This is a genomic window from Nostoc sp., from assembly GCF_036917435.1.
Classification (GTDB): domain Bacteria; phylum Cyanobacteriota; class Cyanobacteriia; order Cyanobacteriales; family Nostocaceae; genus Nostoc.
Map to the genome: position 1 here is coordinate 151,097 of NZ_JBALDM010000042.1, position 22,437 is coordinate 173,533.

Below are 22,437 nucleotides of genomic sequence, written 5' to 3' on the forward strand. Positions count from 1 at the left end.
GCCTTGTTCGGTGAGGGAAGAGAATTAATAACCAATGCCCAATGTCCAATGCCCAATGCCCAATGCCCCATGCCCTATGCCCAACTCCCAACACTTTATGAAACCCGACATAGCCCTTAATTTATGGAAATTACTTTGGCAAGATTACATCACCAGAGTAAATTATGCTAGTACCTACCAGCAAATGATTACTGCTGTGGGTGGAACTGTTGCAAACGACCACATCGCCTTTCGGTCTTTGCGTTTATTAGTAGATAGTCCGCAGGGTGAAGTTAACTTAGGAATTGACCATCTCGCACAACTTGCAGAAGCTTTAGGTTATGTGGCGGCTGGAGAGTATAATTTTTCTCAAACTCATCTCTATGCTCGTCATTATCATCATCCGCAGCAAGAGGAATTTAACTTACCCAAACTCTTTATCAGCGAATTAATTGTTGATGAATTGCCTACTAATATTGCCCAACTCATCTCTAAAACAGTATCTGCAATCCCAGAGAAACTAACCTTACCTCTTACTCTTCTACAAAAAGACGCGAATATTGAAACCATCGCCAAACAACTCCAGCAAGTCTTTAATCGTCCTTGGCTACCTCCCCAACGTTCTGTTGTCGAAGAAGTGAATCAGGTTACTCAGTATGGGGCTTGGGTGTTACTGCACGGATATGCTGTCAACCACTTTACGGGCTACGTCAACAGACAGAACAGCGCAGAATATCCAGATATTGATACTACCGCTAATGGTTTGACTAATCTGGGTGTACCAATGAAAGCAGAGATAGAGGGTAATATTGCTTGTGGTTTGCGGCAAACTGCAACTCAAGCAGTAACAGAAATGGTGACAGTATTAGATGATAACAGTGACGCAGAAATTCAGATCCCTTGGACTTACGCTTATTATGAAATTGCCCAGCGTTATCTAGTAGAAGTGGAATCTGGAAAGCAGGTACTTTTCGATGCTTTTTTAGGAAGCAATGCCCAGCAATTGTTTGAAATGACTCGTCTAGCTAAATAGGCCAGAATAATGCATTTTACTGCATAATTAACTTTACAATACTTTGGCAACCGATTGCATCAATTGTCAAAGTATTGTGAACCGATAAGGGACTTCCAAATAAAAAAGGCACGGTATAACCGTGCCCTAATTTGCAAAAAGTATTATTTTGAAAGGTTTTTGCTTTACAAAAAATTTAATACTGGCGTAAAATTGCAGACAATGAACTATCTTTACGAAGATCCATCAAGTCTGCCAGAGAGTCTGTGCGCGTATCCAAGTGGTGCTTGTGTTCTGCTGGCAGAACCGTCACCAAATGTTTTGCTTTGGGTTGCATCTGCATCATCGGCATCAATTGAGCCTGTGGCACAAAAATTGGCTGGTTCTTGGGAGGGCGTGGTTCCAATTTTTGGTAATTGCTTTGTGCCAAGCGTGCTTGATGGCGGTTAACTTGTTTTTGGACTTTTTGTGGTTGCGTTTTCCAGTTGAGCATTTTGAAAATGAGCAAGGAACCACCACCACAACTGAGGACGATCGCAGCCACTAACCATAAAGGCGTAGGATTACTATTCTCAGAGGGCACACTAATTGGTTCTTCAACAATAACAGGGATTGTTTCTGGTTCTTCTTGTGCTACCTGTCCAGCATTACCTAAGCTATACAGGGCAAAAGCACCACCTCCTAAAAACATGGCTAAACACCCGGTTAACAATAGCCAAGGATGATGTGCAACCAGATAGATCAGAACATTCGAGCTTTGTTTCAATCTCGATTTCTTCTTTGTCAGCTGTGGAGTAGCCCTTCTGAGTTGGGTTGGCTCGCGCTGTACACTCTGACTTTTTTCCATGATTACTTTCAGATTTGTACCCCTCTAGTCAATAAATTGTACTGGAGGAGTCAAGCATCAGGTATCCGTAACAAAATTTCAGATTTCAGTAGCTTTTTTGTAAAACATAAGCTACCAAATCCGACTAACTTTTGTCAAAATTGTGTATTTATTGTGACTTCTTACCGTAATGTTCTGAAATCAGTTCGCTTATTTTTTCTGTCAGTTAGGAGAATACCTTTCTAGAGCGAGTTGAATTAATTGATCTACCAATTCAGGAAAAGAGACTCCACTATGGGCCCAGAGTTGGGGATACATACTCGTTGCAGTAAAGCCTGGTAAGGTATTGATTTCGTTAATAAAAACTTCTTTTGTCGCTTCCACATAGAAGAAATCTACCCTTGCTAAACCCGCAGCATCAACAGCTGTAAAGGCTTGCAAAGCCATGTCCTGAATTTGACGAGCGATCGCATCTGGAATCGATGCCGGAATCAGTAAATCTGCTCGACCCTCTGTATACTTAGTTTCATAATCATAAAAATCGCTATCATAACTAATCTCTCCAACGACAGAGGCTTTTGGTTGATCGTTTCCTAAAACGGCACACTCGACTTCTCTGGCAACCACACCAGCTTCTACAACTAGCCTTCGATCGTAACTGGCGGCATTATCTAAGGCGGCTTCTAATTCTTGGCGCGATCGCACTTTGGCAATACCCACTGATGAACCCAAATTAGCCGGCTTGACAAAAGCAGGATAACCTAATGCTGCCTCAATGTCATCACACAATTTCGGAAATACGCAAGGATTAGACCAAACTTGCGCTCTAGTTATCGCTTTGTATTTTACCTGTGGTAGTCCAGCTTGCTCAAAAGCAATTTTCATCGCAATTTTATCCATCCCCATTGCCGAACCTAACACTCCAGAACCAACAAAGGGGACTTGCATCAAAGTTAGCAACCCTTGAATTGTCCCGTCTTCACCGTTGGGGCCGTGGAGAATGGGAAACCAAACATCCACTTGGGCAACTTGGGAGGGAGATTGCCACTTGCTGAAGGTTTGGGCTTGAGGATTGGATATCAGATTTCCCTCAGAAGTTGATTGTTCGGCTTCCAGAAGCGGACTGCCGGTTTCTAAAACCTTTTGGGGCGCTTCTCCCGCTAGCCAGCGTCCATCTTTTTGAATGTAAAAAGGGAGTATTTCGTACTTATTAGCATTTTCCTCTGCATTTAAAGCTTTAGCGATCGCCCGTGCTGATTTAATTGAAACTTCATGTTCTCCCGAACGACCGCCAAACAGCAATCCCACGCGCAGCTTAGTCATTTTCGGTTCCTCGACACTTCTCAAGGAGATAGCGTATCATAACCTACAAAAGTTGCCATGTTTTTCTATATTATTTTTTTGGCTATTCAAATCCTGGCTAGAAAAAATCGCGATCGCATCTAACACACGGAGGTGGGTTTTGCCTGTGTATTCGCCGTTTATAACCGCCCTTTTAAGCTACTTCTGATGCCGCACTTCAACTACAGTATGTACATTACCGCGAGGCGTGAAATCTGCTTTGACAGTCACTTCTAAAGGATCGCAAGCAGCCACAAAATCATCCAAAATTTGATTTGCAGATTCTTCGTGGGAAATATAGCGATCGCGGTAACTGTTAATGTAAAGCTTAAGCCCCTTCAATTCCACTACCCGTTCGTCAGGAATATAGGAAACGTAAATTGTCGCAAAGTCAGGATAGCCAGAAAATGGACATTTACAAGTAAATTCCGGCAAAGTAATACTAATATCATATCGTCTCCCAACACGCGGATTCGGAAAGGTAATTAATTTACCTTCTGCAATGTCGCGTTCGCCATACTTCATTTCTTCGCTCGTTGGGGATACACTTTCAGCTAATTTGTCAGTTGTCATGTGTCATTTGTCATTAGTTATTGTACTTATCTTTACATCCTTTTAGTAATTTTATTCCCCATTCCCCATTCCCCATTCAATATTCTTCCTTCTCCCAGTCTGGACAATTCTCGTCTTCACAACCGTGGGGATGCATGGCACAAACTAACAAATTACCACTATAAACTTGACCATGATAGTGAGTACAACCAATGCAAGCAGGATTTTTCTCAGCCGTAGGTTCAACTGAATAAGGAAAACCTGGATCTACATCTGCCGACATGTCTTCCAGTTCCCAGTAAGCCTCAAATATTGGTTCAGCAAAATCCTGTAAATACTGATCGACTTCAGTAACAATGTTAGGAACTTGCTCAGTGATTTCTTCGGTTAGCTCAAAAAAAGCGTCCACCATTTCACTCATTCCCAGGAACAAACGCTCTACTTCATCAGCCACTGTTTCAACGATTTCTGCTAAATCTTTTTGCCACTGTTCCATAAACTTGACACCTTTGCAGGCTATAAACAGGACGCTTTGTGTTATCTGGGTCAAAGCACTAGAATACACACTAGGCAATGTATCTTATCAAGTTTCTATACGAAGTGCCATGCTAAAGTGCCACTTCTTCTGATTATCTCAATCAAAAAATACTTTTTATCGATCGCGTTGCAATCGTTTTAACTCGTTTTGCAAGTCTATAACTTCTTGGCGCAATTTATCGACATTCTCACCAGATGATTCCTCTTTCACCGTTGGTTCTTCATCTTCCTCTAAAATCTCAATGCGACGAGGTTCAGAAGGGGGTGTTTTTTCCGAGGTTTCAGTAGATGCTTGAGCTTGTTGGGCTTGCTTCATCATATCTTCAACGAAGCGGCGGGCTTCTTCTGTGTTCATTTCGCCCTTCGCCACCATTTCATCTGCCAGTTTTTGGACTTGCGATCGCACTTGGGCTAATTTTCCCCCTGCTTTCTCACCTGCGTAAGAAGCTAGTCCAACACCGAGGTAAAAAGCTTTTTGAACAATATCTCCAAAACCAGCCATTGTTGCTGACCGCTCCTAAAAATAGGGCGACCCGGAGACTACGCCTATCACAAGCCTCCCGTGTTGCTGCTACCTTCCGGTTCTGACAAGATTTGGGTGTTGCGATCGCATAGATCCAGGTCTTCTAAAAGAATAACATGAAAAACCAGTAAGTGTGTGTTATTCCATAACAATTCGCCATTCGTAAAGCTGATAGTTGACGCAGCCGTGTTGTACCAAGGGATCATCAGCGACAATTGCTTCTGCTTCTTCCTTTGATGTTGCCTCAAACAGCAACATCCCCCCTCTTTGCTCTGCCCAATAACCTGTTCGGGCTTTATGTCCTTTTGCAATCAAGTCCTGGATGTAGGCTTTATGAGCAGGTACATATTGGTCAAAGGTAGGTTTATCAACTTTGCCCTCTTCAATTTTTACAAACCACGGCATCTGTTTGCATCCTCATAATTTGGGATTTTGGAGTGGGAATAATATCAAGTTCGGATAATTAATTATAGTAAGGTGCAATCGTTGCAGTGCATCTATCTGAGTCTCATACTGAAACAGATTGCAATGCCTACAGAGGGCTACGCCTACACTAACCACTTCTTTCTTTGTGAAGCTGCCATATATTTACCCCCCTTGTGAAGCTACGGTGTATGGTTAAACTGATAAGGAAGAAAGTAGCAGATTAGGCAGTGAATAACATAGTGCGGTTAGTTTTGACAGCAATATTGCTAGTGCTAGTTACAGCTTGTGGCAGTATTGGACTGCTACCGACTAGCGAGTTAGTGCAAAAAGCGATCGCACTTGGGCTAGAGCAAACTCAACAAAAACTTAGCCAACAATTGGATCTAGATTTTCAAGGATTTGAAATCAAGGGGCTATCAATTACCCAGGAACAACCCCTAACTATTGAAAATTTACCAGCTTTCCGCGTTCGGGGAACCTACGATTTGATTCTCAAGCTACCAAAACGGCGCTTGACACAACCAAAACAACCCTTTGATATTTACCTTCAAATTCAGCAAGAAGGTAAAACTTGGCGATCGCTAATTCCAGAAAAAAGTAGTAAAAATACTCAACCAACTTGGCGTAGTTATCTCATCCAATAGCTGTGTGTGCAAATAGAAAAACCATCACAACCATTTCCGTATAACTGCTGCGTCATAGTCATGATCGAGGTAATAGTTTCATCGGGGAAAGGGCAAGATGTATATTAACTTTTTCATCAGTTCCATTGCTGGAATTGTGGTTGTGGTGCTAGCAGCTTTTGGCTTACTCCAATGGTTGCACATTCCTGCTGGTAATTTTCTGGATTGGGTGATTGGTGGTGCAAGTTTTTGGTGGCTGTTGGTAATTGTTACCGTACCCTGGAATGTCCATTTTCAAGCGAAAGAAGTCTTAGCAGAAGCAGCACAATCAACTGAGAAAGGAATTCCAGTCGATGAGAAGCAAGTGAAGTATGTCACATTGTTGGCAAAGCGATCGCTCTGGGTTGCCCTTGCTTTACACTTGTTCTCAGCCGTTGGTCTTTATACTCTTGCTGTCACTGGTATTAGTACGGTGGGATATATAAGTTCTGGTGCAGCTTTGTTATTAACGATTCTGCGTCCAGCGATTCGAGCTTACGAGTATTTATATGCCAGGTTAGCAATGATTCGCCAAGAATGGAAGTATCCGCGTGAAGATATTGTTGAACTGCGCGATCGCTTCTCGATATTGGAACAAAAAATCCAGTCGTTGGAAGATCAACTTAATCCAGAACAGCCTTATTCCTTACCCGCAACTCAACAACGCTTTGCTGAGGAGACTCGCAGAGATTTAGCCCGGATTGCGGCTAATTTTGAAGAATTACGGGCGACAAATCAAACTGAACATGAACGTTTGGCAAGAGAAGCCCGAACTGCGATCGCACAGCTTTCCACTGACGGGCAATTTCTCGATCATGTCCGCGAAATCATTCGATTTTTTAAGACTGCTTAGTTATTGTGATGATTCCCACTGATAAATGCGATCGCACAAATTGGGTACGAGGCGGAAGACGCGATAAATCGCCGTCTCTACAATAATTATGGGCGCTGTGGTTTCTTACCAAATCCATAACTAAATTTATGCTTAATCCAAGTTTGGAAGTTGTCAATGTAACTAAATATAACTGGTACTACCAGTAGTGTTAGCAGGGTGGAAGTTGTAAAACCGCCCATGATGGCAATTCCCATTGGTTGACGAACTTCAGAACCGGCACCAATTCCTAATGCTAAAGGTAGAGTCCCTGCGATCGTTGCGAGAGAAGTCATCATAATTGGACGCAGACGTGACACGCCCGATTCTATGAGTGCCTGACGCTGAGTTTTGCCTTGCTGCATATTTATGATTGTGTAGTCAACTAGCAGAATCGAGTTTTTGGTGACAATTCCCAACAGCAGGATGATACCAATTAGGGCATAAAGTCCCAGAGGTTTTTGAGCAACCATCAACGTTACCAGTGCGCCACCTAAACAAAAGGGCAAGGCAGCCATAATCGATAATGGATGAAGAAAGTTGTTATACAGCAACACCAGAATTGCATAGATACACATTAATGCCAGCCCTAATGCACCACCAAAGCGTCCGAAAATTTCTTGCATAATTTTGGCGCTACCGGAGGGTTGCTGTACTACCCCTGGCGGCAAGTTTTGCATCACAGGTAGTTTGTTGATTGTTTCTACAGCCTCTCCCAAAGAAATCCCTTGTAAATTGCCTTCTACGGCAACTTGACGGGCGCGATCGTAGCGATTGATGGTAGCAGGGCCACTACCAAAACGGATGTCTGCAACCGCTACCAGAGGAATCAATCTGCCATTTTGACTGGGAACTTGGAGGTTGGTAATTGTGTTGATGTCAGCCCGCGCTTTCGGATCGATTTGGACACGAATGGGGATTTGGCGATCGCTTAAATTAAATTTTGCCAAGTTTGCATCATTGTCACCAATAGTACCAAGGGAAGCAGTTCGAGCGATCGCTTGTACTGTCACTCCCAAATCTGCTGCCCGTTGCGGGTTAGGAATTACTAAAATCTCTGGTTTCACCAAACTCGCAGTCGAAGACACTTCTACTAATCCGGGTAGCGATCGCATCTGCTTTTCTAAAGCATCAGCAGCTTGATTCAATGCTTGGGGATTTTCACTCCTAAGAACAATTGATAAAGCTTTGCCACTGTCACCTGGTGACTGACTTTGAAAACTAATTCTAGCTCCTGGTATTTGTTCAAAGGAAGGGCGTACTTGTTCCTCAAACTGTTTTTGGGAAATATTTCGTTCTTCTCTGGGTTTGAGATTAATGGTAAGGGTTGCAGAATTGATCTCTTCTGTTGCTAGTACACGTTCAACTACTGAGTTTTGCCGGATGATGTCAGTTGCTTGTGTGACTACTTTGTTAACGTCTTGTAGTGTCGAACCAGGAGGTAGTTGTATAGATACGTTAGAAATTCCGAAGTCGCCATCATCAACGAAACCTTTGGGAATCAAAGGAACCAGCATCAGACTGGCAATGAAGAAGGCTAAAGCGATCGCCATTGTTGTCAATCTATGGCGTAATGCCCACTGTAGCAGCGATTTATAAGGTTGAAAGCCAGGACGCTTTTCAGTTCTATTTTTTCTACTCCCGTTATTACTACCTGGAAGTGTAAATTTGAAATTCAAAAATTTTATTACTTTCTCTGTTTTCCCACTCCCCTCTTTATCCTGTAAAAGATACGCCCCCATCATCGGCGTAACCATCCGTGCGACAAGAGTTGAAAAAATTGTGGAAACGGCAACGGTAACACCAAATGGTTGGAAAAACTGCCCCGGAATTCCACCCATAAAGGCAACAGGCAGAAACACGGCAATAATCGTCGCTGAACTTGCTATTACCGCTAACCCTACTTCGTCAGAAGAGTCAAAAGCGGCTTTCCAAGCTGACTTACCCATAGCCATGTGCCGTTCCATGTTTTCAATTTCCACAACGGCATCATCTACCAAGTTGCCCACCGCCAACGCTAATGCCAACAAAGTCATGTTGTTGAGGGTGTAACCAAGGGCTTGCTGCACTGCAAAGGTGGGAATTATTGACAAAGGTAAGGCAACAGCCGTAATTAATGTTGCCCGCCAATCCCGCAAAAATACTAAAATAACGATGACAGCCAGCACCGAAGCTTGAATTAATTCATCAATGGTGCTTTGGTAAGATTGGCGGACAACATCGGCTCTAGTAAAAATTAAATCCAGCTTGACATCTGGGGGAAGTGTTTTTTCTAGTTCTTTTACTGCCGCTTTTACTCCTTGTTCCACTGTCACCAGAACGCTGCCAGTACTACGCAACACTTGGAAAGCTACCACGGGTTGATTATTTAAGGTGGCAGATTGGCGGACATCACCAAATTTATCTTCTATAGAACCCAAACTAGATAAGGGTACAGAACCCCCTTGTGGTAAGAGGATTTCGTAGGTTTTCAATATATCCACACTGGCGGCACTGCCTAATGTGCGGATACTTTGTTCGCTACCGCCGACTTCGGCCCGTCCACCAGGTAAGTTAATGTTTAAATTGCGAATTTGGTCGTTTACTTGGGTGGCGGTGATACCTAGAGATTGTAAACGGTTTGGATTCAGGTTAATACGAATTTCTCGGTCAACCCCACCTACACGCTTAATTTGGGCGACACCACGAACTCCTAATAAGGCGCGGCTAATGGTTTGATCGACAAGATTGCTTAATTCTTCTACAGAACGCCGATCTGATTTAACTGCATAAGTAATCACCGGGCCACCAGCAAAATCTAGACGTTCCACAACTGGATCGTTGATTTCTTGGGGTAAATCTTGGCGAATTTGAGCGATCGCATTGCGGACATCATTGGTGGCGCGATCGCTATCTGTCCCTAAAACAAAATTGATTGTCGTTTTAGAATTCCCATCGGTGACGGTGGAAATCATAAAATCGATATTGCCCAACCCCGCGACAGCATCTTCAACTTTCTTAGTCACTTGAGATTCGAGTTCTGCCGGCCCCGCACCCGGTTGAGTGACTTTGATCGAGACTGTTGGTACATCGATATTTGGGTTAATATCAATCCCCAAGGATATAAAGGAAAACCAACCCACCACCGTCAAAATTAAAAATAAAACTATCGTCGGAACAGGTTTATTGATCGACCAAGCTGAGATATTAAAAGACATCAGGAAATTTTATATTTTGTCATTGGTCATTTGTCATTTGTCATTTGTCATTAGTTATTTCTCACCATTCCCAATTCCCAATTCCCCATTCCCCTTTACTTTGCAACTCGAACCTTGTCGCCATCTTTGAGATAACCTGCACCATCAACTACGACGCGATCGCCTAATTGCAACCCACTCTTGATTTCTACTTTGTCACCATTAACAGGATCTCCTAACTCTACTTTCTGGGTGTGGACTATATCTCCACTTGATAAGGTGAAGACAATTACACTTGAGTCTGCTTGAGACTGGACTGCTTTTTGGGGCACTACCATCGTCATTCCTGAGTTGGTAGTAATTGCAGCATTAGCAAACATCCCTGGTTTTAGTAGAGTTGTTGGCGGTAAGTCAATCTTTACTGTAGCCTCACGCCTTTGATCGTTTATCTGTGGTTGGATATCTCTGACTCGTCCCTGCGATCGCACGCGCTGATCGGCATCTGATGTAATTTGCACAGATGCGCCAAGTTTCACCTGATTTAATTGAATTTCAGGAACCTTCGCCTGAAGTTCTAGTTTTTCATCTCGGATAATCGAAAATAGCTTTTGTGTGCCACCAATCACAGTTCCCATCTGAGTTTGCGGCGGTATACCAGTCACATCACCAACTCTGGCCAGTTTTTCAGCAATTACTCCTGCAACCGGCGCACGCACCACAGTTTGTCCCAACTGAGTTTGGAGTTGTTGCACCTTAGCAACACTGCTTTTGACATCGGCTTTGGCTTTGTTGATAATAGCTTGGGCATTATTAATATTAGCCTGAGCGCTGCCGATATTGGCCTCGGCACTACGCAGATTTTCTTTGGATAAATTCACAACTTCTATAGCAGTTTTCACAGCATAAGAACGAGTATCAAGTTCTTGCTTACTAATGGTTCCAGAGTCAGCCAATTGTTTATAGCGTTGATAATTCTTGGTTGCTTCTTCTAGCTTTGCCTTAACTTGAGCTAAATCTGCTTGTTTTTGCTGGACTATAGCTTTATTTGATGTCAAATCTGCTTGCTTGGATGCCAAATCTGCTTGTTTCGATTCTACATCTGCTTGTTTTGATTCCACATCTGCCTTAGCTTGGCTAATTTGGTTTTGTAGTATGGAACCATCTAACACTGCCAAAACTTGACCTTTTTTGACAAAAGCCCCTTCTTTAACATCTTCCGGGATGCTTTTGATTTGTAAGCCATTCGTCTGTGGTAGTACCGGAATTAAATCACTCGCTGCTACAGTTCCAGTAGTTTTAAGGGTACGGATAACACGGTTAGTTTCTACCCTGGCGATCGTGACTGTCATCGCTGCGTTAACTTTTTTATCCGCCACTGCGCTTTGTTGACGGGATGGAAGACGACTTAATATACCCATTCCAACAAAGGCGATCGCAATTCCTAAACCAGTACCTAAGAATAATGGTTTCAACCACGCCCTAGTTGATTTTTGCTCTGGTTTGCTTAAAAACTTAGCATCTTCAAAGGTTACAGGTTCTTCCACCTCGATTTTTGAAAAACTTTCATCGCTCACAGAGTGTTACCCCCACTTTTTTTATACATACCAACTTTAGTATTTTCTTAAGAAAACTTGAAATTTATTTACTTCCTATTAACTATGGCGCATTTTATAGCTGATGTCTTTGCTCAATGAAAGTATATACTAAAACTTTGATACTAAGGGTAATTACTAGGACTACATGGTTAATAGTTTTATATAGATATTAGGATACAAAAATTATCATATCTTATTTAGCTACTCTAGGTCACACAATATAGGCATTTAGATCACTGTCAACCAACGCTTAAATATGAAAGACTGATAGAACTAATCTAGATTTATTTAATTAAAACTTGAGCAATAAATGTACTTTATTAGACTAAGAAATTGCCTAATTTACGCAAATTATAATTACTCTAAAGCCTTAGTGTTATTAGAAAGCCATGTATCTAGGACTTACGCAAAACTACACGCGGCAGGGGCAATTCATGAATTGCCCCTACCGGAAACTCAAAGTTTGGGCTATTTTTTGCGTAAGTCCTGCTATCCAACCATAGATAAAGCTAGCGTTCATAGCTACACGTGAGTTACAAAGGAGCAAACTCCATAATTCCAGCCGGGGTGGCCCTGATGATGGAATTTTGAAATCAATGCAAAACAATAAATAATTGGTATTTACCAGAGTAAGCCGATATGTTCAATGCAACTGAAATTTTAATTGATGCCTTTGTAGATGAAATACGAGAAGGCTACCGTCGCACTTATGGCTGCTTCAAAAATGATTATCAGGACATTATTGCCTGGGCTGGTAACATGGCCTTAGAAAACATTGCCAATAGTGATGCCCTTTATCATAATGTTGAACACACTGTTCTTGTTACCCTTGTGGGGCAAGAAATCTTACGTGGCAAACACATCAGAGAGGGTGGTGTTTCCAGTGAAGACTGGTTGCATTGTATCATTTCTTTGGTTAGTCATGATATTGGCTACGTTAAGGGAGTTTGCCGACAAGATCAAGAAGCAGCAGGTTTATATTCCACAGGTAAAAATGGCAGAATGGTTTCTGTAGCTCCTGGCGCTTCTGATGCTAGTCTCACGCCGTATCATGTTGATAGAGCCAAGCTTTTTATTGATGAACGTTTTGGAGGTCACAAGTTAATAGATGCTGAGGCAATTAAGAGCAATATTGAATTGACTCGCTTTCCTGTACCTGCGGCAGAAGATCATCAAGATACAAAATGCTTTGCTGGGTTAGTTCGGGCGGCTGATTTGATTGGTCAACTAAGCGATCCGCGTTATCTGAAGAAAATTACTTCATTATTTTACGAGTTTGAAGAAACTGGTGTAAATAAAGTTTTGGGCTATAATACCCCTGCCGATTTACGGAATAACTACGCTAAGTTTTACTGGAATGGTGTCTATCCCTATATCCAAGAAGGACTGCATTACCTATCATTGACACAACAGGGCAAACAAATTCTGGCTAATCTCTACTCAAACGTATTTGTTGTAGAACACGAAAAACAACAGCAAGAACAGCAGCGTTATTTAGAGGAATTAGCATTGAAGAGTTGAGATTTGGGAGACGCGATTAATCGCGTCTGTACAAGATTTGGGACTAGAGACGCGAAAAATCTTTGTCTGTTGAGAATTATTGATCATGAGTTATGAATTAAGATGAAACTTTAAGAACTCATAACTCATAATTTATAACTCCTAACTACTATGGATTGGTGGCGACGACTAAAGAAAAATCCTTTGGCACAATTTGGGGCAATTTTGCTGTTAATTTTTTACATAGCAGTAATTGCAGCAGATTTTGTGGCTCCTTATGACCCTTACGCTTCACAACCTAATGGTTCACTGCTGCCACCAACTCAGATACACTGGGTTTCTGAGTCAGGGCAGTTTATCGGGCCCCATGTGTATCCCACGACTCAGGGAGACACAAATTTAGAAACAGGCGATCGCAAACTCATTGTAGACTTCAAAAAACCCTCACCTTTGCGTCTATTTGTCTCTGGCCCAGAATACCGATTGTTGCAGATGAGTTTGCCACTACCTCCTAAGTGGGATGAAGTTACAATCTTTCCTGGTATTCCTTTAAATTGGCATTTATTTGGCACAACAACTGGCGCAAAAATTAACATCTTGGGTACTGATGACCAAGGACGCGATCAATTCAGCCGCCTGCTGCATGGCGGTCGCATCAGTATGTTTATCGGTATTTTTGGTATCATCATTACCTATCCCCTGGGTTTGCTCATCGGTGGAATTTCCGGTTATATCGGCGGTGTGACTGATAGCGTCATTATGCGTTTAGCAGAAGTGCTAATGACTTTCCCTAGTATTTATCTTTTGGTGACTTTAGGGGCAGTCTTACCGACTGGTTTAAGCAGTACCCAGCGTTTTTTACTGATTGTAGTGATTACTTCGGTTATTAGCTGGGCTGGTTTAGCACGGGTCATTCGCGGACAGGTACTATCAATTAAAGAGCGAGAATTTGTCCAAGCGGCACGCGCGATGGGCGGAAACCCACTTTATATTATTCTCCGCCACGTTTTGCCGCAAACGGCTAGTTATGTAGTTATCTCTGCTACTCTTGCAATTCCCAGCTTTATTGGTGCAGAAGCGATATTAAGTCTCATCGGCTTGGGAATTCAACAACCAGACCCCTCTTGGGGAAATATGCTTTCTCTGGCTAGCAATGCCTCAATTTTGGTGTTACAACCTTGGTTAATCTGGCCGCCGGCTGTGCTGATTATCCTCACAGTGTTAGCATTCAATTTACTCGGTGATGGACTAAGAGATGCTCTTGACCCACGTAGTCTAAGAAGATAAGGCTTATTTTTACATCACAATAAAAAGCACAAAACCTGGTGGAGGTTGACCAGGTTTTATCGGGTTCACAGGTTTCAAATTGTTAAACTGAATTAAGTAATTGGAAGTTAATAACTAAGGTGGACTTAAAACTAACAAATCCAGCATTCTTGCGTTTTTCCGCTTTGGGATTTGGCTTTGCCTTCTACATTAGGCTTTCACCACTGCTATAAATTGATATGCTGAAATTTGCTTGGGTTGATGACAGGTGACACTAAGCCATTTACCCTCTTTGTTTGGTTGAGTTCTATTTTGTGTCCTACTATTTAACTTATCACTTAGATTTGTGAGTTGCAATCCTTCGTTTACTAAAATTGATGTTTTGTTAGGTTTTGCAATCTAGTTCTAGAGATTTGATCCCCGACTATCTTTTTAAGAGAGTTAAGGGGATCTTCCAGAGTTAAGTATGGATAACCAAGCTACATTGTCATCATTCCCACATAATCTGACTGTTGTCGAGATGGTCGGTAACAATACGTCCAATAACATCGATTTCTGCTAATTCGTCGGCAGAAAGCTTAATTTGAGTAGCTAGTGCGTTGTCTAGTGCTTGTTCGGGATAACGCGCTCCAGCGATCGCATTTGTTTGGGGTTGAGCAATTAACCAGGCCAAAGCTAACTGAGCAAGGGTACAATTATGAAGAAAGGCTATCGGACGCAATTTTTCTAATGCTTCTTGAGCATGTTCAAAATTTTCGCCTTGAAACAGTTTATTTTTAGCACGGTTATCTGCTGGGTCAAATTTATGACCAAGACCAAATTTTCCTGTTAATAGTCCCTGAGCTAAAGGCGAATAAGCAAGGATAGAAATGTTGTTTTCAATACAATAAGGGAATGCATCTTGTTCTACCTGCCTCCAGAATAAAGAATAGGGTGGTTGTAAACTATCAATACGTCCATAAGTTGCTGCTTCTGCTAACTGGGCGTAGGAAAAATTGGAAACGCCAATGGCGCGAATTTTACCTTGCTCTTTGAGCAGGTTTAGAGCGCTCATAGTTTCCTCAATAGGTACGATTTCACTATTGAAAGCACCAGAGGGCCAATGTATTTGGTAAAGATCGATGTAATCAGTTTTCAGATTTGTTAAGGAGCGATCGCAAGCTTCAATGACTTGTTGATACTTTAGATGGTTGGCAAAAACTTTTGTGGCATACTCCACGTGAGAGCGTACATCAGATAAAGCTTCGGCAACAATTCGCTCAGAGTGTCCCTCACCATAAACTTCAGCAGTATCAATTGTAGTGATACCAGCTTCATAAGCGGCTCGGATGGTTTTAATCGAGTCAGCATCCTCAATTCCTACCCACATTCTTTTACCAGCTTGCCAAGTTCCCATCAGGATGGGTGTAATTTGCACATCAGAAGTACCTAGCGTAGGCGTAGCCCGTCGTAGACATCGCTTTTCCATAACCACTTCCTAATTCATTTCCCTGGATAGTTTCGCACTTTATCGGTCTTAGCTTGAAATAAAATTAGAGTTACACTACATGCTGATGGAATTGACTACAACCTTTCATGCTCTCAAAGAATGGGCAGTCGCCGTAAATACCTTGGAAAGTGGCAAAACAATTATGTTGCTCCGCAAAGGCGGTATCCATGAACGAAATGGACATTTCCAAGTCGCCCACAAGGAAATTTTGCTTTATCCTACTTATGAACATCAACAAGCTTTCATGCTGAAAGCGGAGTATGCTAATCGCGTCTATCCAGTAACATCCGGCTGGCATCCTGAAACAGTTCGTATCGGTAGTTGGGCTGAAATTACCGATATTTTGCCTGTTAGTGACGAATTTCTTGTCAACGCCTTGCTTCCCTTCCATATTTGGAAGGATAATTTTATTAGCGATCGCCTCAAATGGAAAGCACGCCAACCCCTTTATATTCTCCTTCTGCGGACATATAAACTACCCCAAGATCGAGAAATTCCTTATTATCCTAAATACGGGGGTTGCAAGTCATGGATTGATTTAGATCAACCAATTCATTTGCAAGGTGCAACACCTGTTTTGTCTGACTTTGCATATAGTCAATTAGTAGAGACAATTCGTAGCATTGTCGGGGACAAAATGGAGAGGAAGATTGATATGCTCAATCACAACTCAATCTTTGGTTAAATCTTGGTTGTATTTTTGTCAACTTCATTCTACGCAGTAGGGGCAATTCATGAATTGCCCCTACTGCGTAAGTTTTAAGTTTAATACATTTAGGACTTATGCAAGAGTTACGGAATAACGAACCGCAGAGGCGCAGAGGACACGGAGAAATCAGAGTTTGAGATATATTTTGCGTAAGTCCTAACATTTACCTGCAATACGCTGTAATTAAAATTCCTGTTTGTAATGTCAGATGATGAAATTACTGAACCATTAACTAGATAACAGAGGCTATATTCAGTATTCAATAATATGGGTGCGTCTACTGTTGATTATGAATCAGCCTCTAACAAAATCTTGGCAAGAAGTTCGCGCAGCTTTTCAGAAAATTTGGGGTTATGAAGATTTTCGTCCGCCACAGGGAGAAATTGTCAGCAGTTTATTAGCACAAAAAGATGCGCTGATTATTATGCCCACAGGTGGCGGAAAGTCGATTTGTTTTCAACTTCCGGCACTCCTACAAACCGGATTAACTTTAGTAGTTTCGCCCTTGGTGGCGCTAATGGAAAATCAAGTACAGGAACTACGAGAAAGCAACCAAAAAGCTGCACTTTTGCATAGTGAATTATCTTCATCTCAACGCCGTGCAACTCTGCAAGCTTTGGAACGTCAACAGCTAAGATTACTTTATTTATCGCCAGAAACTTTGCTAAGTGCGCCAGTGTGGGAAAAATTATGTCAACCACAATTGCAAATTAATGGCTTAATTTTAGATGAAGCCCATTGTTTAGTTCAGTGGGGTGATACTTTTCGCCCAGCTTATCGCAGATTAGGGGCGGTGCGTCCGGCATTGCTAAAATCAAAACCACTAGGAACAAAAATCAGTATTGCTGCTTTTACTGCGACTGCCGATCCTTTAGCCCAAAAGACTATTCAAACAGTTTTACAATTACAGCAACCAGAGATTTTTCGCTTGAATCCTTACCGTTCTAATTTGCATCCTAGTGTTCGCATTGCTTGGACACCAAGGGGTAGGAAACAACAATTATTAAAGTTTATTCAAAATAGACCACAACAATCGGGATTAGTTTATGTTCGCACTAGGAGAGATAGTGAGGATTTAGCTGAATGGTTAGCAGAGATGGGTTATGCCACAGCTAGTTATCATGCGGGATTGGGGGCAACTGAACGCCGTGCAGTGGAGGCAAGTTGGTTAAGTGGTGAAATTCCCTTTGTGGTGTGTACTTGTGCATTTGGCATGGGGATTAATAAAAGTAATGTCCGGTGGGTTGCCCATTTTCATGCGCCACATCTGCTATCTGAATATGTGCAAGAAATCGGCCGGGCTGGAAGGGATGGGAAACCGGCAGAAGCGTTAACATTGGTGAGTGAACCTACGGGGTGGTTAGATGCAGAGGATAAGCAAAGACAGCAGTTTTTTCACGAACAAATGCGATCGCAACAACAAATAGCGCAACAACTTGTGAAAAAATTACCAAAACAGGGAGAAGTGAACGCAGTAACCCGACAATTTCCTGATGGTGCTACGGCGCTGGCTTTACTTCACAGCAATGGACAGTTAAACTGGCTCGATCCTTTCCATTACAGTATTGCTCAAAAAGCGGGAAATCAGCCACCGACGCAATTACACGCTGCAAAACAAATGCATCAATATTTGACTACAAAGCAGTGTCGTTGGCAATTCTTGTTAAATGCTTTTGGTTTTGATAAAGACGCTGCTAACTGGCGTTGCGGACATTGCGATAATTGCCGTCAATAAATCCTCACGAATAATTTAGGAATGCTATATCTTTAGGGACTTCCAACAAATAATTTATCCCATCTTGTGGGGTGGGCATCTTGCCCGCCCACTTCAATAGGGCGGGCAAGATGCCCACCCCACAATAAGTAGTTGAGTATTTTTTTTGGCAGTCCCTTATTCCCATGATTGAAATTCATCAATGGCGCTACGAATTAAGGTAGTTATTTGAGCGCGACGGGTTTCAAAGTTGGCGGCGATGTAAATCAGTAAAATACCAACTAGCAAGCCAACAATCCATTTTAAAAAGGAGTACTGCAAACTGAAAATTACGGATTGATAGATTGTAGTGATTAAAAAAGTGGCTGTACCAATGTAGAGAAAAGCCCTCACTCGTAAAGCTAATCCGGCAAAAATAGCGATGAGGCTGAAAATTCCAGGTATCCAGGCTGTATTTTGATTAAATAAAATTGCCCACCCACAAATTAAACCACTACCTAGCAATCTCAGAATATGGCGAGATCGTTTGTACTCTGGTAGCTTCAGTTGGGTATCTACTTGAGCAATATAAAGCAGTGATAACCCAATTGGCGTTACATACCATAAAATATCAGTCAGGCGTAAGGAATCAAACCAACGGTAAAGTGCCCAATCAATCAACGCCACACTAATATAGGTAAAACGAATGTTTTCACCTATCTTTGCCAGGAAGATGTAAAATCCAGCTGCGAGTACTAAGGTAATGGGGTAAGTTTGCAGTCTGGTTTCCCATAAAATTATCAGTGGAATGATGCAGGCGGCTTGCTGCCAAGGTTTTTTAGACCAACCCCAGCTTTCCCAAGGTAGGATGTACAGAAAATAGGCTACCACACAAGCGATCGCACCGTTCCAAGGAAGTAATGGCCCAGCCCAAAATTTTCCCACTGCTGTCTCGCGCCAATAAATCCTCATGCCGGCTACCTCTAATAAGCCAAGGTAAACCCACATTTCGCCGATTGTGATTCCTCTCAAGATAGTGGGGGAAGTGCGCGAATTTCTTCCCTGAAAGATGGCATAGCGAATCAAAAATACCCCTGTTGCTAATCCCACTAAACGGTTAACCGAAATGGGGAGAGGAATGGCAGCCATTAATAAGCAGCTACTCCAAGCCCAATGAATATGAGCAATTCCTTTTATTTCTTGAGGAGTTAGTCGTAAGTAGATGACAAGCCAAGGCGACAAAATGCGGTAAGCATACATGATACTGGCACCAAGGGCAGACATGGCAATCAATCCATCACCTAATGCTCCTCCTGAAGCTTGTGACATTTGATAGAACAAAAGTTCATAAGCAGAAATTGATACGCCAATTATTCCTAAGTACAGCAGGGGTTTAAAGTTCTCGCGCCGTCGCCCCACGCCAATGATGATTAAAGCTACACCCAAGGAATACAAACCAGTCCATTCGGTGAAGGTGTTCAAACGTAGGAATACGCTGAATGCAGCATAAATTAAGGGCAAAATATGAAAACTGCTAGGAACCCTTTCTAATTGGTATCGTCGTCGCCACCACTCTCCGAAAAGTTGAGCGATTAAACCTAAAGCAATATTTGCAATGGCAATTTTAACAGTTGAGTGTTCCCCAAATCCCAATACCTGGGCAGTCAACAATTCCAATGACCAACCAATGGCATAAAATGCCAAATTTGTCGGTTGTCGCAAACTGCGATAAACAATGGCTGCCAAGGTGATTGCAGTGGCAGCTATATACAAAAATCCTGAAGATAGAAACCCTGAGTAAATCAATATTGAGTGTAGCGTCAAAATAAACAACTCAAAACCACATAATGCGATCGCCCATTTATCACTGGCGGCTGCATAAATAAGGGCTAATTCGTTACCGCGTCGGTTCAAAACTGTCCGCGCTAACCATAAACTTAGGGTTGCGATCGCGCCTACGAGAAACCAACCTGCTAGGATGAGGCGAGGTAAACCAGGTACACCCATCCACAGCAATGCCACGATGAAACTCAGAGCAAATCCTTCTGTAATTAGGGCAGATATTTGGTTTCGTAAATAGCGCGTATTTACAAACATAAGCCCCGCACCTACCCCCAAACCGATTAATCTGGTTTCTGGTAACTGTAAAGTCAGTAGCTGGGCAACTCCCACAGCCAAAATACTCAAGTAACGGGTAGTAGTGCGACGTTCTGTAGTTGTGCAATTGGCAACACCCGTGAGAGCTATCGGCGTAACTAGCCATAAGGTTCCCCAATAAGCTCTGCTATCAGCGACACCATACCAAGATGATTCTGCATTCATCCACAATAGGAAAAAACTAACGGCGGCTAGTGCCAAACCAATATCCCATGCACTACTTCGCCATAGTCCTTGTTTGACGCTAAATCGCCATTCTGCAACCATCAGAGCTAATAATATACTTGCCCAGACTTGCTGACTCAGAGTTGGAGCCAGCCAATTAATGGTAGAGCAAAATGTCAACACTCCCATGATGTGAGTTAGATATACCAGGGGAAGGGATGAGGGGGAACGGCGTTGAGTGACGAATGTCAGAGTGATGGTAGAAAATAGCAGATTTAGCGATCGCAATACCGGATTTACAATAGCGATCGTTGTTAAAAAAGCTCCAAGTAAGAGGGTGAGCAGTTCGCCAAATTTCGCTAATTCTCGCTTTTCGGTGCGGTGTAGGCTATCTGTAAGCGCCACCATCAAAATTATGTAGGGAAATAAAGCTATAGCCAGCAATGCCCAAGGTTCATTTTGAGAATTTGTGAGTTGGGTGCTAGTTGCGATCGCTAATTTCTGGAAGCTATCAGGTACTAATCGCCAACCTAGCCAAATCGTCTGTAAGCCGATCAAGAAAACCGCAGCGAAGTCTAACTTTAAACTATACCGCCACAAGCGATTTCCCACAAACCACAAACCCAAACCACTGACAGCTATGGCTTGCCAAGGATAATTTATTACCGAAACCAGCCAACCGAGGAAGAGGAGAATACTACCGAGTTTTTCCCAAAGGAAGAGAAATGAGGGAGATGAGGGAGATGGGGGGAATATTACAGTTACTTCCTCTGCTCCCCTGCTCCCCTGCTCCCCTGCTCCCCTGCCCCCTGCCCTCTGTTGTGCTAACCAAGTTACTAGCCAGCCGCAAATGCCGATCGCTAAACCTAATTGCGTTACATCTACCCTAGCGACAAAAATTGCCCGCACTAGCAGCACTATCAAAGCGTAAATAATCACAGCAGCAGGCAAGCTAATACTTAACTTACTGCGTAGGCGTAGCCCGTCGTAGACATCGCTTCTATCTTCTTGACTTTGGTAAAGATTGTGATAAATGGTAATGACAGTTGTGCCAATCATTGCCAGATAAACGGCAATTAAGGGGAATCCTCTTAATTGCCAACCCCAATGCAGATAACTCAGCCCTAGAATATTGGCTAAAGGTAATTTTTCGGTACGTAAATTTGGAAAAATAGTCCGATTTTTGAAGAGTAAGACAGTTATAGCAGTGAGGATAGGCCAGGCGATCGCAACTACAATCAAATCCACAGGATTTTGCCACAACTTAAAGCTATCCATTGCCCAAAAATTCATTGGGACTAACAAAAGGGTGGCAATCAGCAGAGTTTGAGCCGTCAATATGAGGTTGTTTTGCCTAGTCGCCCAAAAGCTTAACCCCCAAAAACTCAAAGTATAAGCAAATAAAACTCCATACTGTCCAGAAGCAGGAAACTTTTCCCACTGACTCGCAGCTAGTACCCCGGAGGATACCACTACCAGGAATACCCCTAGAAAAAGTAGCCAGCGTACACTCAGTTCTGCCCCCAAAGACTGCAACATTGTACTGACAAAGCTGGGTTCGGCTGTTTTTGGTTGCGGTTGTCTACGGCTACGAGATTGTAAAGCTGCTAAGGGTAACTCTTCGGGTTCATCAGTTAAAAAAGTTACCTTTTTTTGAGTTTCAGGTTGCGATCGCAACGCTACCGTACACACCAGAAACTCTCGGCATAACTCCTTAACTTCGGTATCGGATATCAAACCTAAACGCAGCCATATATCTAGTCCTTCTAGTAACTGAGGATGTGACGATGGGAGTCTAATTTCAAACTTTAGCGGGCGCTCAAGGGGCGATGACATAAGCGGCGGCAGTATCAGTATATACTTTAAGTAGATATCAATTAAAGTATATTTTGGCTTTAATTATGCCACTTATTAGGCTAGCTGATGTTAATTTTTAAGTTCCAACTGACGATTTTTGC

17 protein-coding genes and 1 other RNA gene are annotated in these 22,437 nt (G+C 42.5%); 7 read left to right on the forward strand and 11 right to left on the reverse strand.

What is annotated here, in order from left to right; genetic code table 11:
- Window positions 1–97 precede the first annotated feature (97 nt).
- Window positions 98–1,012, forward strand: a complete 915-nt coding sequence (locus V7K98_RS20800; protein ID WP_335025357.1) for a DUF1338 domain-containing protein — start codon at window positions 98–100, stop codon at window positions 1,010–1,012.
- A gap of 175 nt (window positions 1,013–1,187) precedes the next feature.
- Here V7K98_RS20800 and V7K98_RS20805 read toward each other — a convergent pair whose 3' ends face one another.
- From V7K98_RS20805 to V7K98_RS20835, 7 genes are all read right to left on the reverse strand, one after another.
- Window positions 1,188–1,838, reverse strand: coding sequence for a hypothetical protein (locus V7K98_RS20805; RefSeq protein ID WP_335025212.1), 651 nt, complete (start codon window positions 1,836–1,838; stop codon window positions 1,188–1,190).
- Window positions 1,839–2,039: 201 nt separating this feature from the next.
- Entirely contained in the window at window positions 2,040–3,140 is a 1,101-nt protein-coding gene (locus V7K98_RS20810; protein ID WP_335025214.1) for a D-alanine--D-alanine ligase family protein, read from the reverse strand.
- Between the two features lie 177 nt (window positions 3,141–3,317).
- Window positions 3,318–3,731: a preQ(1) synthase gene (gene queF, locus V7K98_RS20815; protein ID WP_335025216.1), complete on the reverse strand. Its 414-nt coding sequence runs from the start codon at window positions 3,729–3,731 to the stop codon at window positions 3,318–3,320.
- 76 nt (window positions 3,732–3,807) lie between these two features.
- The gene (locus V7K98_RS20820) at window positions 3,808–4,206 is read right to left on the reverse strand and encodes a hypothetical protein (RefSeq protein ID WP_335025218.1); all 399 of its coding nucleotides are present in this window, start codon (window positions 4,204–4,206) and stop codon (window positions 3,808–3,810) included.
- 156 nt (window positions 4,207–4,362) lie between these two features.
- Window positions 4,363–4,749 (reverse strand): phasin family protein, encoded by a 387-nt coding sequence (locus V7K98_RS20825; protein ID WP_335025220.1) that lies wholly within the window; start codon window positions 4,747–4,749, stop codon window positions 4,363–4,365.
- Between the two features lie 25 nt (window positions 4,750–4,774).
- Window positions 4,775–4,871, reverse strand: an RNA gene (gene ffs / locus V7K98_RS20830) — signal recognition particle sRNA small type.
- Window positions 4,872–4,908: 37 nt separating this feature from the next.
- On the reverse strand, window positions 4,909–5,175 hold the full coding sequence (locus V7K98_RS20835) for a YciI family protein (RefSeq protein WP_335025222.1): 267 nt from the start codon (window positions 5,173–5,175) through the stop codon (window positions 4,909–4,911).
- Between the two features lie 257 nt (window positions 5,176–5,432).
- Here V7K98_RS20835 and V7K98_RS20840 point away from each other — a divergent pair, with 257 nt between their 5' ends.
- Together V7K98_RS20840 and V7K98_RS20845 are read left to right on the forward strand one after the other, a co-directional pair.
- Window positions 5,433–5,840 carry a hypothetical protein gene (locus V7K98_RS20840; protein WP_335025359.1) on the forward strand — a complete coding sequence of 136 codons (408 nt, stop codon included), beginning with the start codon at window positions 5,433–5,435 and terminating at the stop codon, window positions 5,838–5,840.
- Between the two features lie 97 nt (window positions 5,841–5,937).
- A complete protein-coding gene (locus V7K98_RS20845; protein WP_335025224.1) occupies window positions 5,938–6,711 on the forward strand; it encodes a hypothetical protein in 774 nt (257 codons plus the stop codon).
- Between the two features lie 86 nt (window positions 6,712–6,797).
- Here the strand turns inward: V7K98_RS20845 and V7K98_RS20850 are convergent, their stop codons facing one another.
- Complete coding sequence (locus V7K98_RS20850) at window positions 6,798–9,926, reverse strand: efflux RND transporter permease subunit (protein WP_335025226.1); 3,129 nt, start codon at window positions 9,924–9,926, stop codon at window positions 6,798–6,800.
- Between the two features lie 95 nt (window positions 9,927–10,021).
- On the reverse strand, window positions 10,022–11,479 hold the full coding sequence (locus V7K98_RS20855; RefSeq protein ID WP_335025228.1) for an efflux RND transporter periplasmic adaptor subunit: 1,458 nt from the start codon (window positions 11,477–11,479) through the stop codon (window positions 10,022–10,024).
- Between the two features lie 660 nt (window positions 11,480–12,139).
- Between V7K98_RS20855 and V7K98_RS20860 the strand changes: the two genes are divergently transcribed.
- Window positions 12,140–13,021 carry an Npun_R2479 family HD domain-containing metalloprotein gene (locus V7K98_RS20860; RefSeq protein WP_335025230.1) on the forward strand — a complete coding sequence of 294 codons (882 nt, stop codon included), beginning with the start codon at window positions 12,140–12,142 and terminating at the stop codon, window positions 13,019–13,021.
- Between the two features lie 150 nt (window positions 13,022–13,171).
- A complete protein-coding gene (locus V7K98_RS20865; protein ID WP_335025232.1) occupies window positions 13,172–14,287 on the forward strand; it encodes an ABC transporter permease in 1,116 nt (371 codons plus the stop codon).
- 469 nt (window positions 14,288–14,756) lie between these two features.
- Here the strand turns inward: V7K98_RS20865 and V7K98_RS20870 are convergent, their stop codons facing one another.
- Window positions 14,757–15,734, reverse strand: coding sequence for an aldo/keto reductase (locus V7K98_RS20870; protein WP_335025234.1), 978 nt, complete (start codon window positions 15,732–15,734; stop codon window positions 14,757–14,759).
- A 79-nt stretch (window positions 15,735–15,813) separates the two neighbouring features.
- Here V7K98_RS20870 and V7K98_RS20875 point away from each other — a divergent pair, with 79 nt between their 5' ends.
- Together V7K98_RS20875 and V7K98_RS20880 are read left to right on the forward strand one after the other, a co-directional pair.
- On the forward strand, window positions 15,814–16,440 hold the full coding sequence (locus V7K98_RS20875) for a DUF1802 family protein (RefSeq protein WP_335025236.1): 627 nt from the start codon (window positions 15,814–15,816) through the stop codon (window positions 16,438–16,440).
- 313 nt (window positions 16,441–16,753) lie between these two features.
- On the forward strand, window positions 16,754–18,199 hold the full coding sequence (locus V7K98_RS20880; RefSeq protein ID WP_335025238.1) for a RecQ family ATP-dependent DNA helicase: 1,446 nt from the start codon (window positions 16,754–16,756) through the stop codon (window positions 18,197–18,199).
- Between the two features lie 156 nt (window positions 18,200–18,355).
- Here the strand turns inward: V7K98_RS20880 and V7K98_RS20885 are convergent, their stop codons facing one another.
- On the reverse strand, window positions 18,356–22,315 hold the full coding sequence (locus tag V7K98_RS20885) for a DUF2157 domain-containing protein (protein ID WP_335025240.1): 3,960 nt from the start codon (window positions 22,313–22,315) through the stop codon (window positions 18,356–18,358).
- Window positions 22,316–22,437: the final 122 nt, after the last annotated feature.

Excerpts from the sequence above, each read along its gene's own strand:
- V7K98_RS20800 (WP_335025357.1), top strand. The coding sequence starts at position 98 with ATGAAACCCGACATAGCCCTTAATTTATGGAAATTACTTTGGCAAGAT.
- V7K98_RS20805 (WP_335025212.1), bottom strand. The coding sequence starts at position 1,838 with ATGGAAAAAAGTCAGAGTGTACAGCGCGAGCCAACCCAACTCAGAAGG.
- V7K98_RS20810 (WP_335025214.1), bottom strand. The coding sequence starts at position 3,140 with ATGACTAAGCTGCGCGTGGGATTGCTGTTTGGCGGTCGTTCGGGAGAA.
- queF (WP_335025216.1), bottom strand. The coding sequence starts at position 3,731 with ATGACAACTGACAAATTAGCTGAAAGTGTATCCCCAACGAGCGAAGAA.
- V7K98_RS20820 (WP_335025218.1), bottom strand. The coding sequence starts at position 4,206 with ATGGAACAGTGGCAAAAAGATTTAGCAGAAATCGTTGAAACAGTGGCT.
- V7K98_RS20825 (WP_335025220.1), bottom strand. The coding sequence starts at position 4,749 with ATGGCTGGTTTTGGAGATATTGTTCAAAAAGCTTTTTACCTCGGTGTT.
- V7K98_RS20835 (WP_335025222.1), bottom strand. The coding sequence starts at position 5,175 with ATGCCGTGGTTTGTAAAAATTGAAGAGGGCAAAGTTGATAAACCTACC.
- V7K98_RS20845 (WP_335025224.1), top strand. The coding sequence starts at position 5,938 with ATGTATATTAACTTTTTCATCAGTTCCATTGCTGGAATTGTGGTTGTG.
- V7K98_RS20850 (WP_335025226.1), bottom strand. The coding sequence starts at position 9,926 with ATGTCTTTTAATATCTCAGCTTGGTCGATCAATAAACCTGTTCCGACG.
- V7K98_RS20860 (WP_335025230.1), top strand. The coding sequence starts at position 12,140 with ATGTTCAATGCAACTGAAATTTTAATTGATGCCTTTGTAGATGAAATA.
- V7K98_RS20865 (WP_335025232.1), top strand. The coding sequence starts at position 13,172 with ATGGATTGGTGGCGACGACTAAAGAAAAATCCTTTGGCACAATTTGGG.
- V7K98_RS20870 (WP_335025234.1), bottom strand. The coding sequence starts at position 15,734 with ATGGAAAAGCGATGTCTACGACGGGCTACGCCTACGCTAGGTACTTCT.
- V7K98_RS20875 (WP_335025236.1), top strand. The coding sequence starts at position 15,814 with ATGCTGATGGAATTGACTACAACCTTTCATGCTCTCAAAGAATGGGCA.
- V7K98_RS20880 (WP_335025238.1), top strand. The coding sequence starts at position 16,754 with ATGAATCAGCCTCTAACAAAATCTTGGCAAGAAGTTCGCGCAGCTTTT.
- V7K98_RS20885 (WP_335025240.1), bottom strand. The coding sequence starts at position 22,315 with ATGTCATCGCCCCTTGAGCGCCCGCTAAAGTTTGAAATTAGACTCCCA.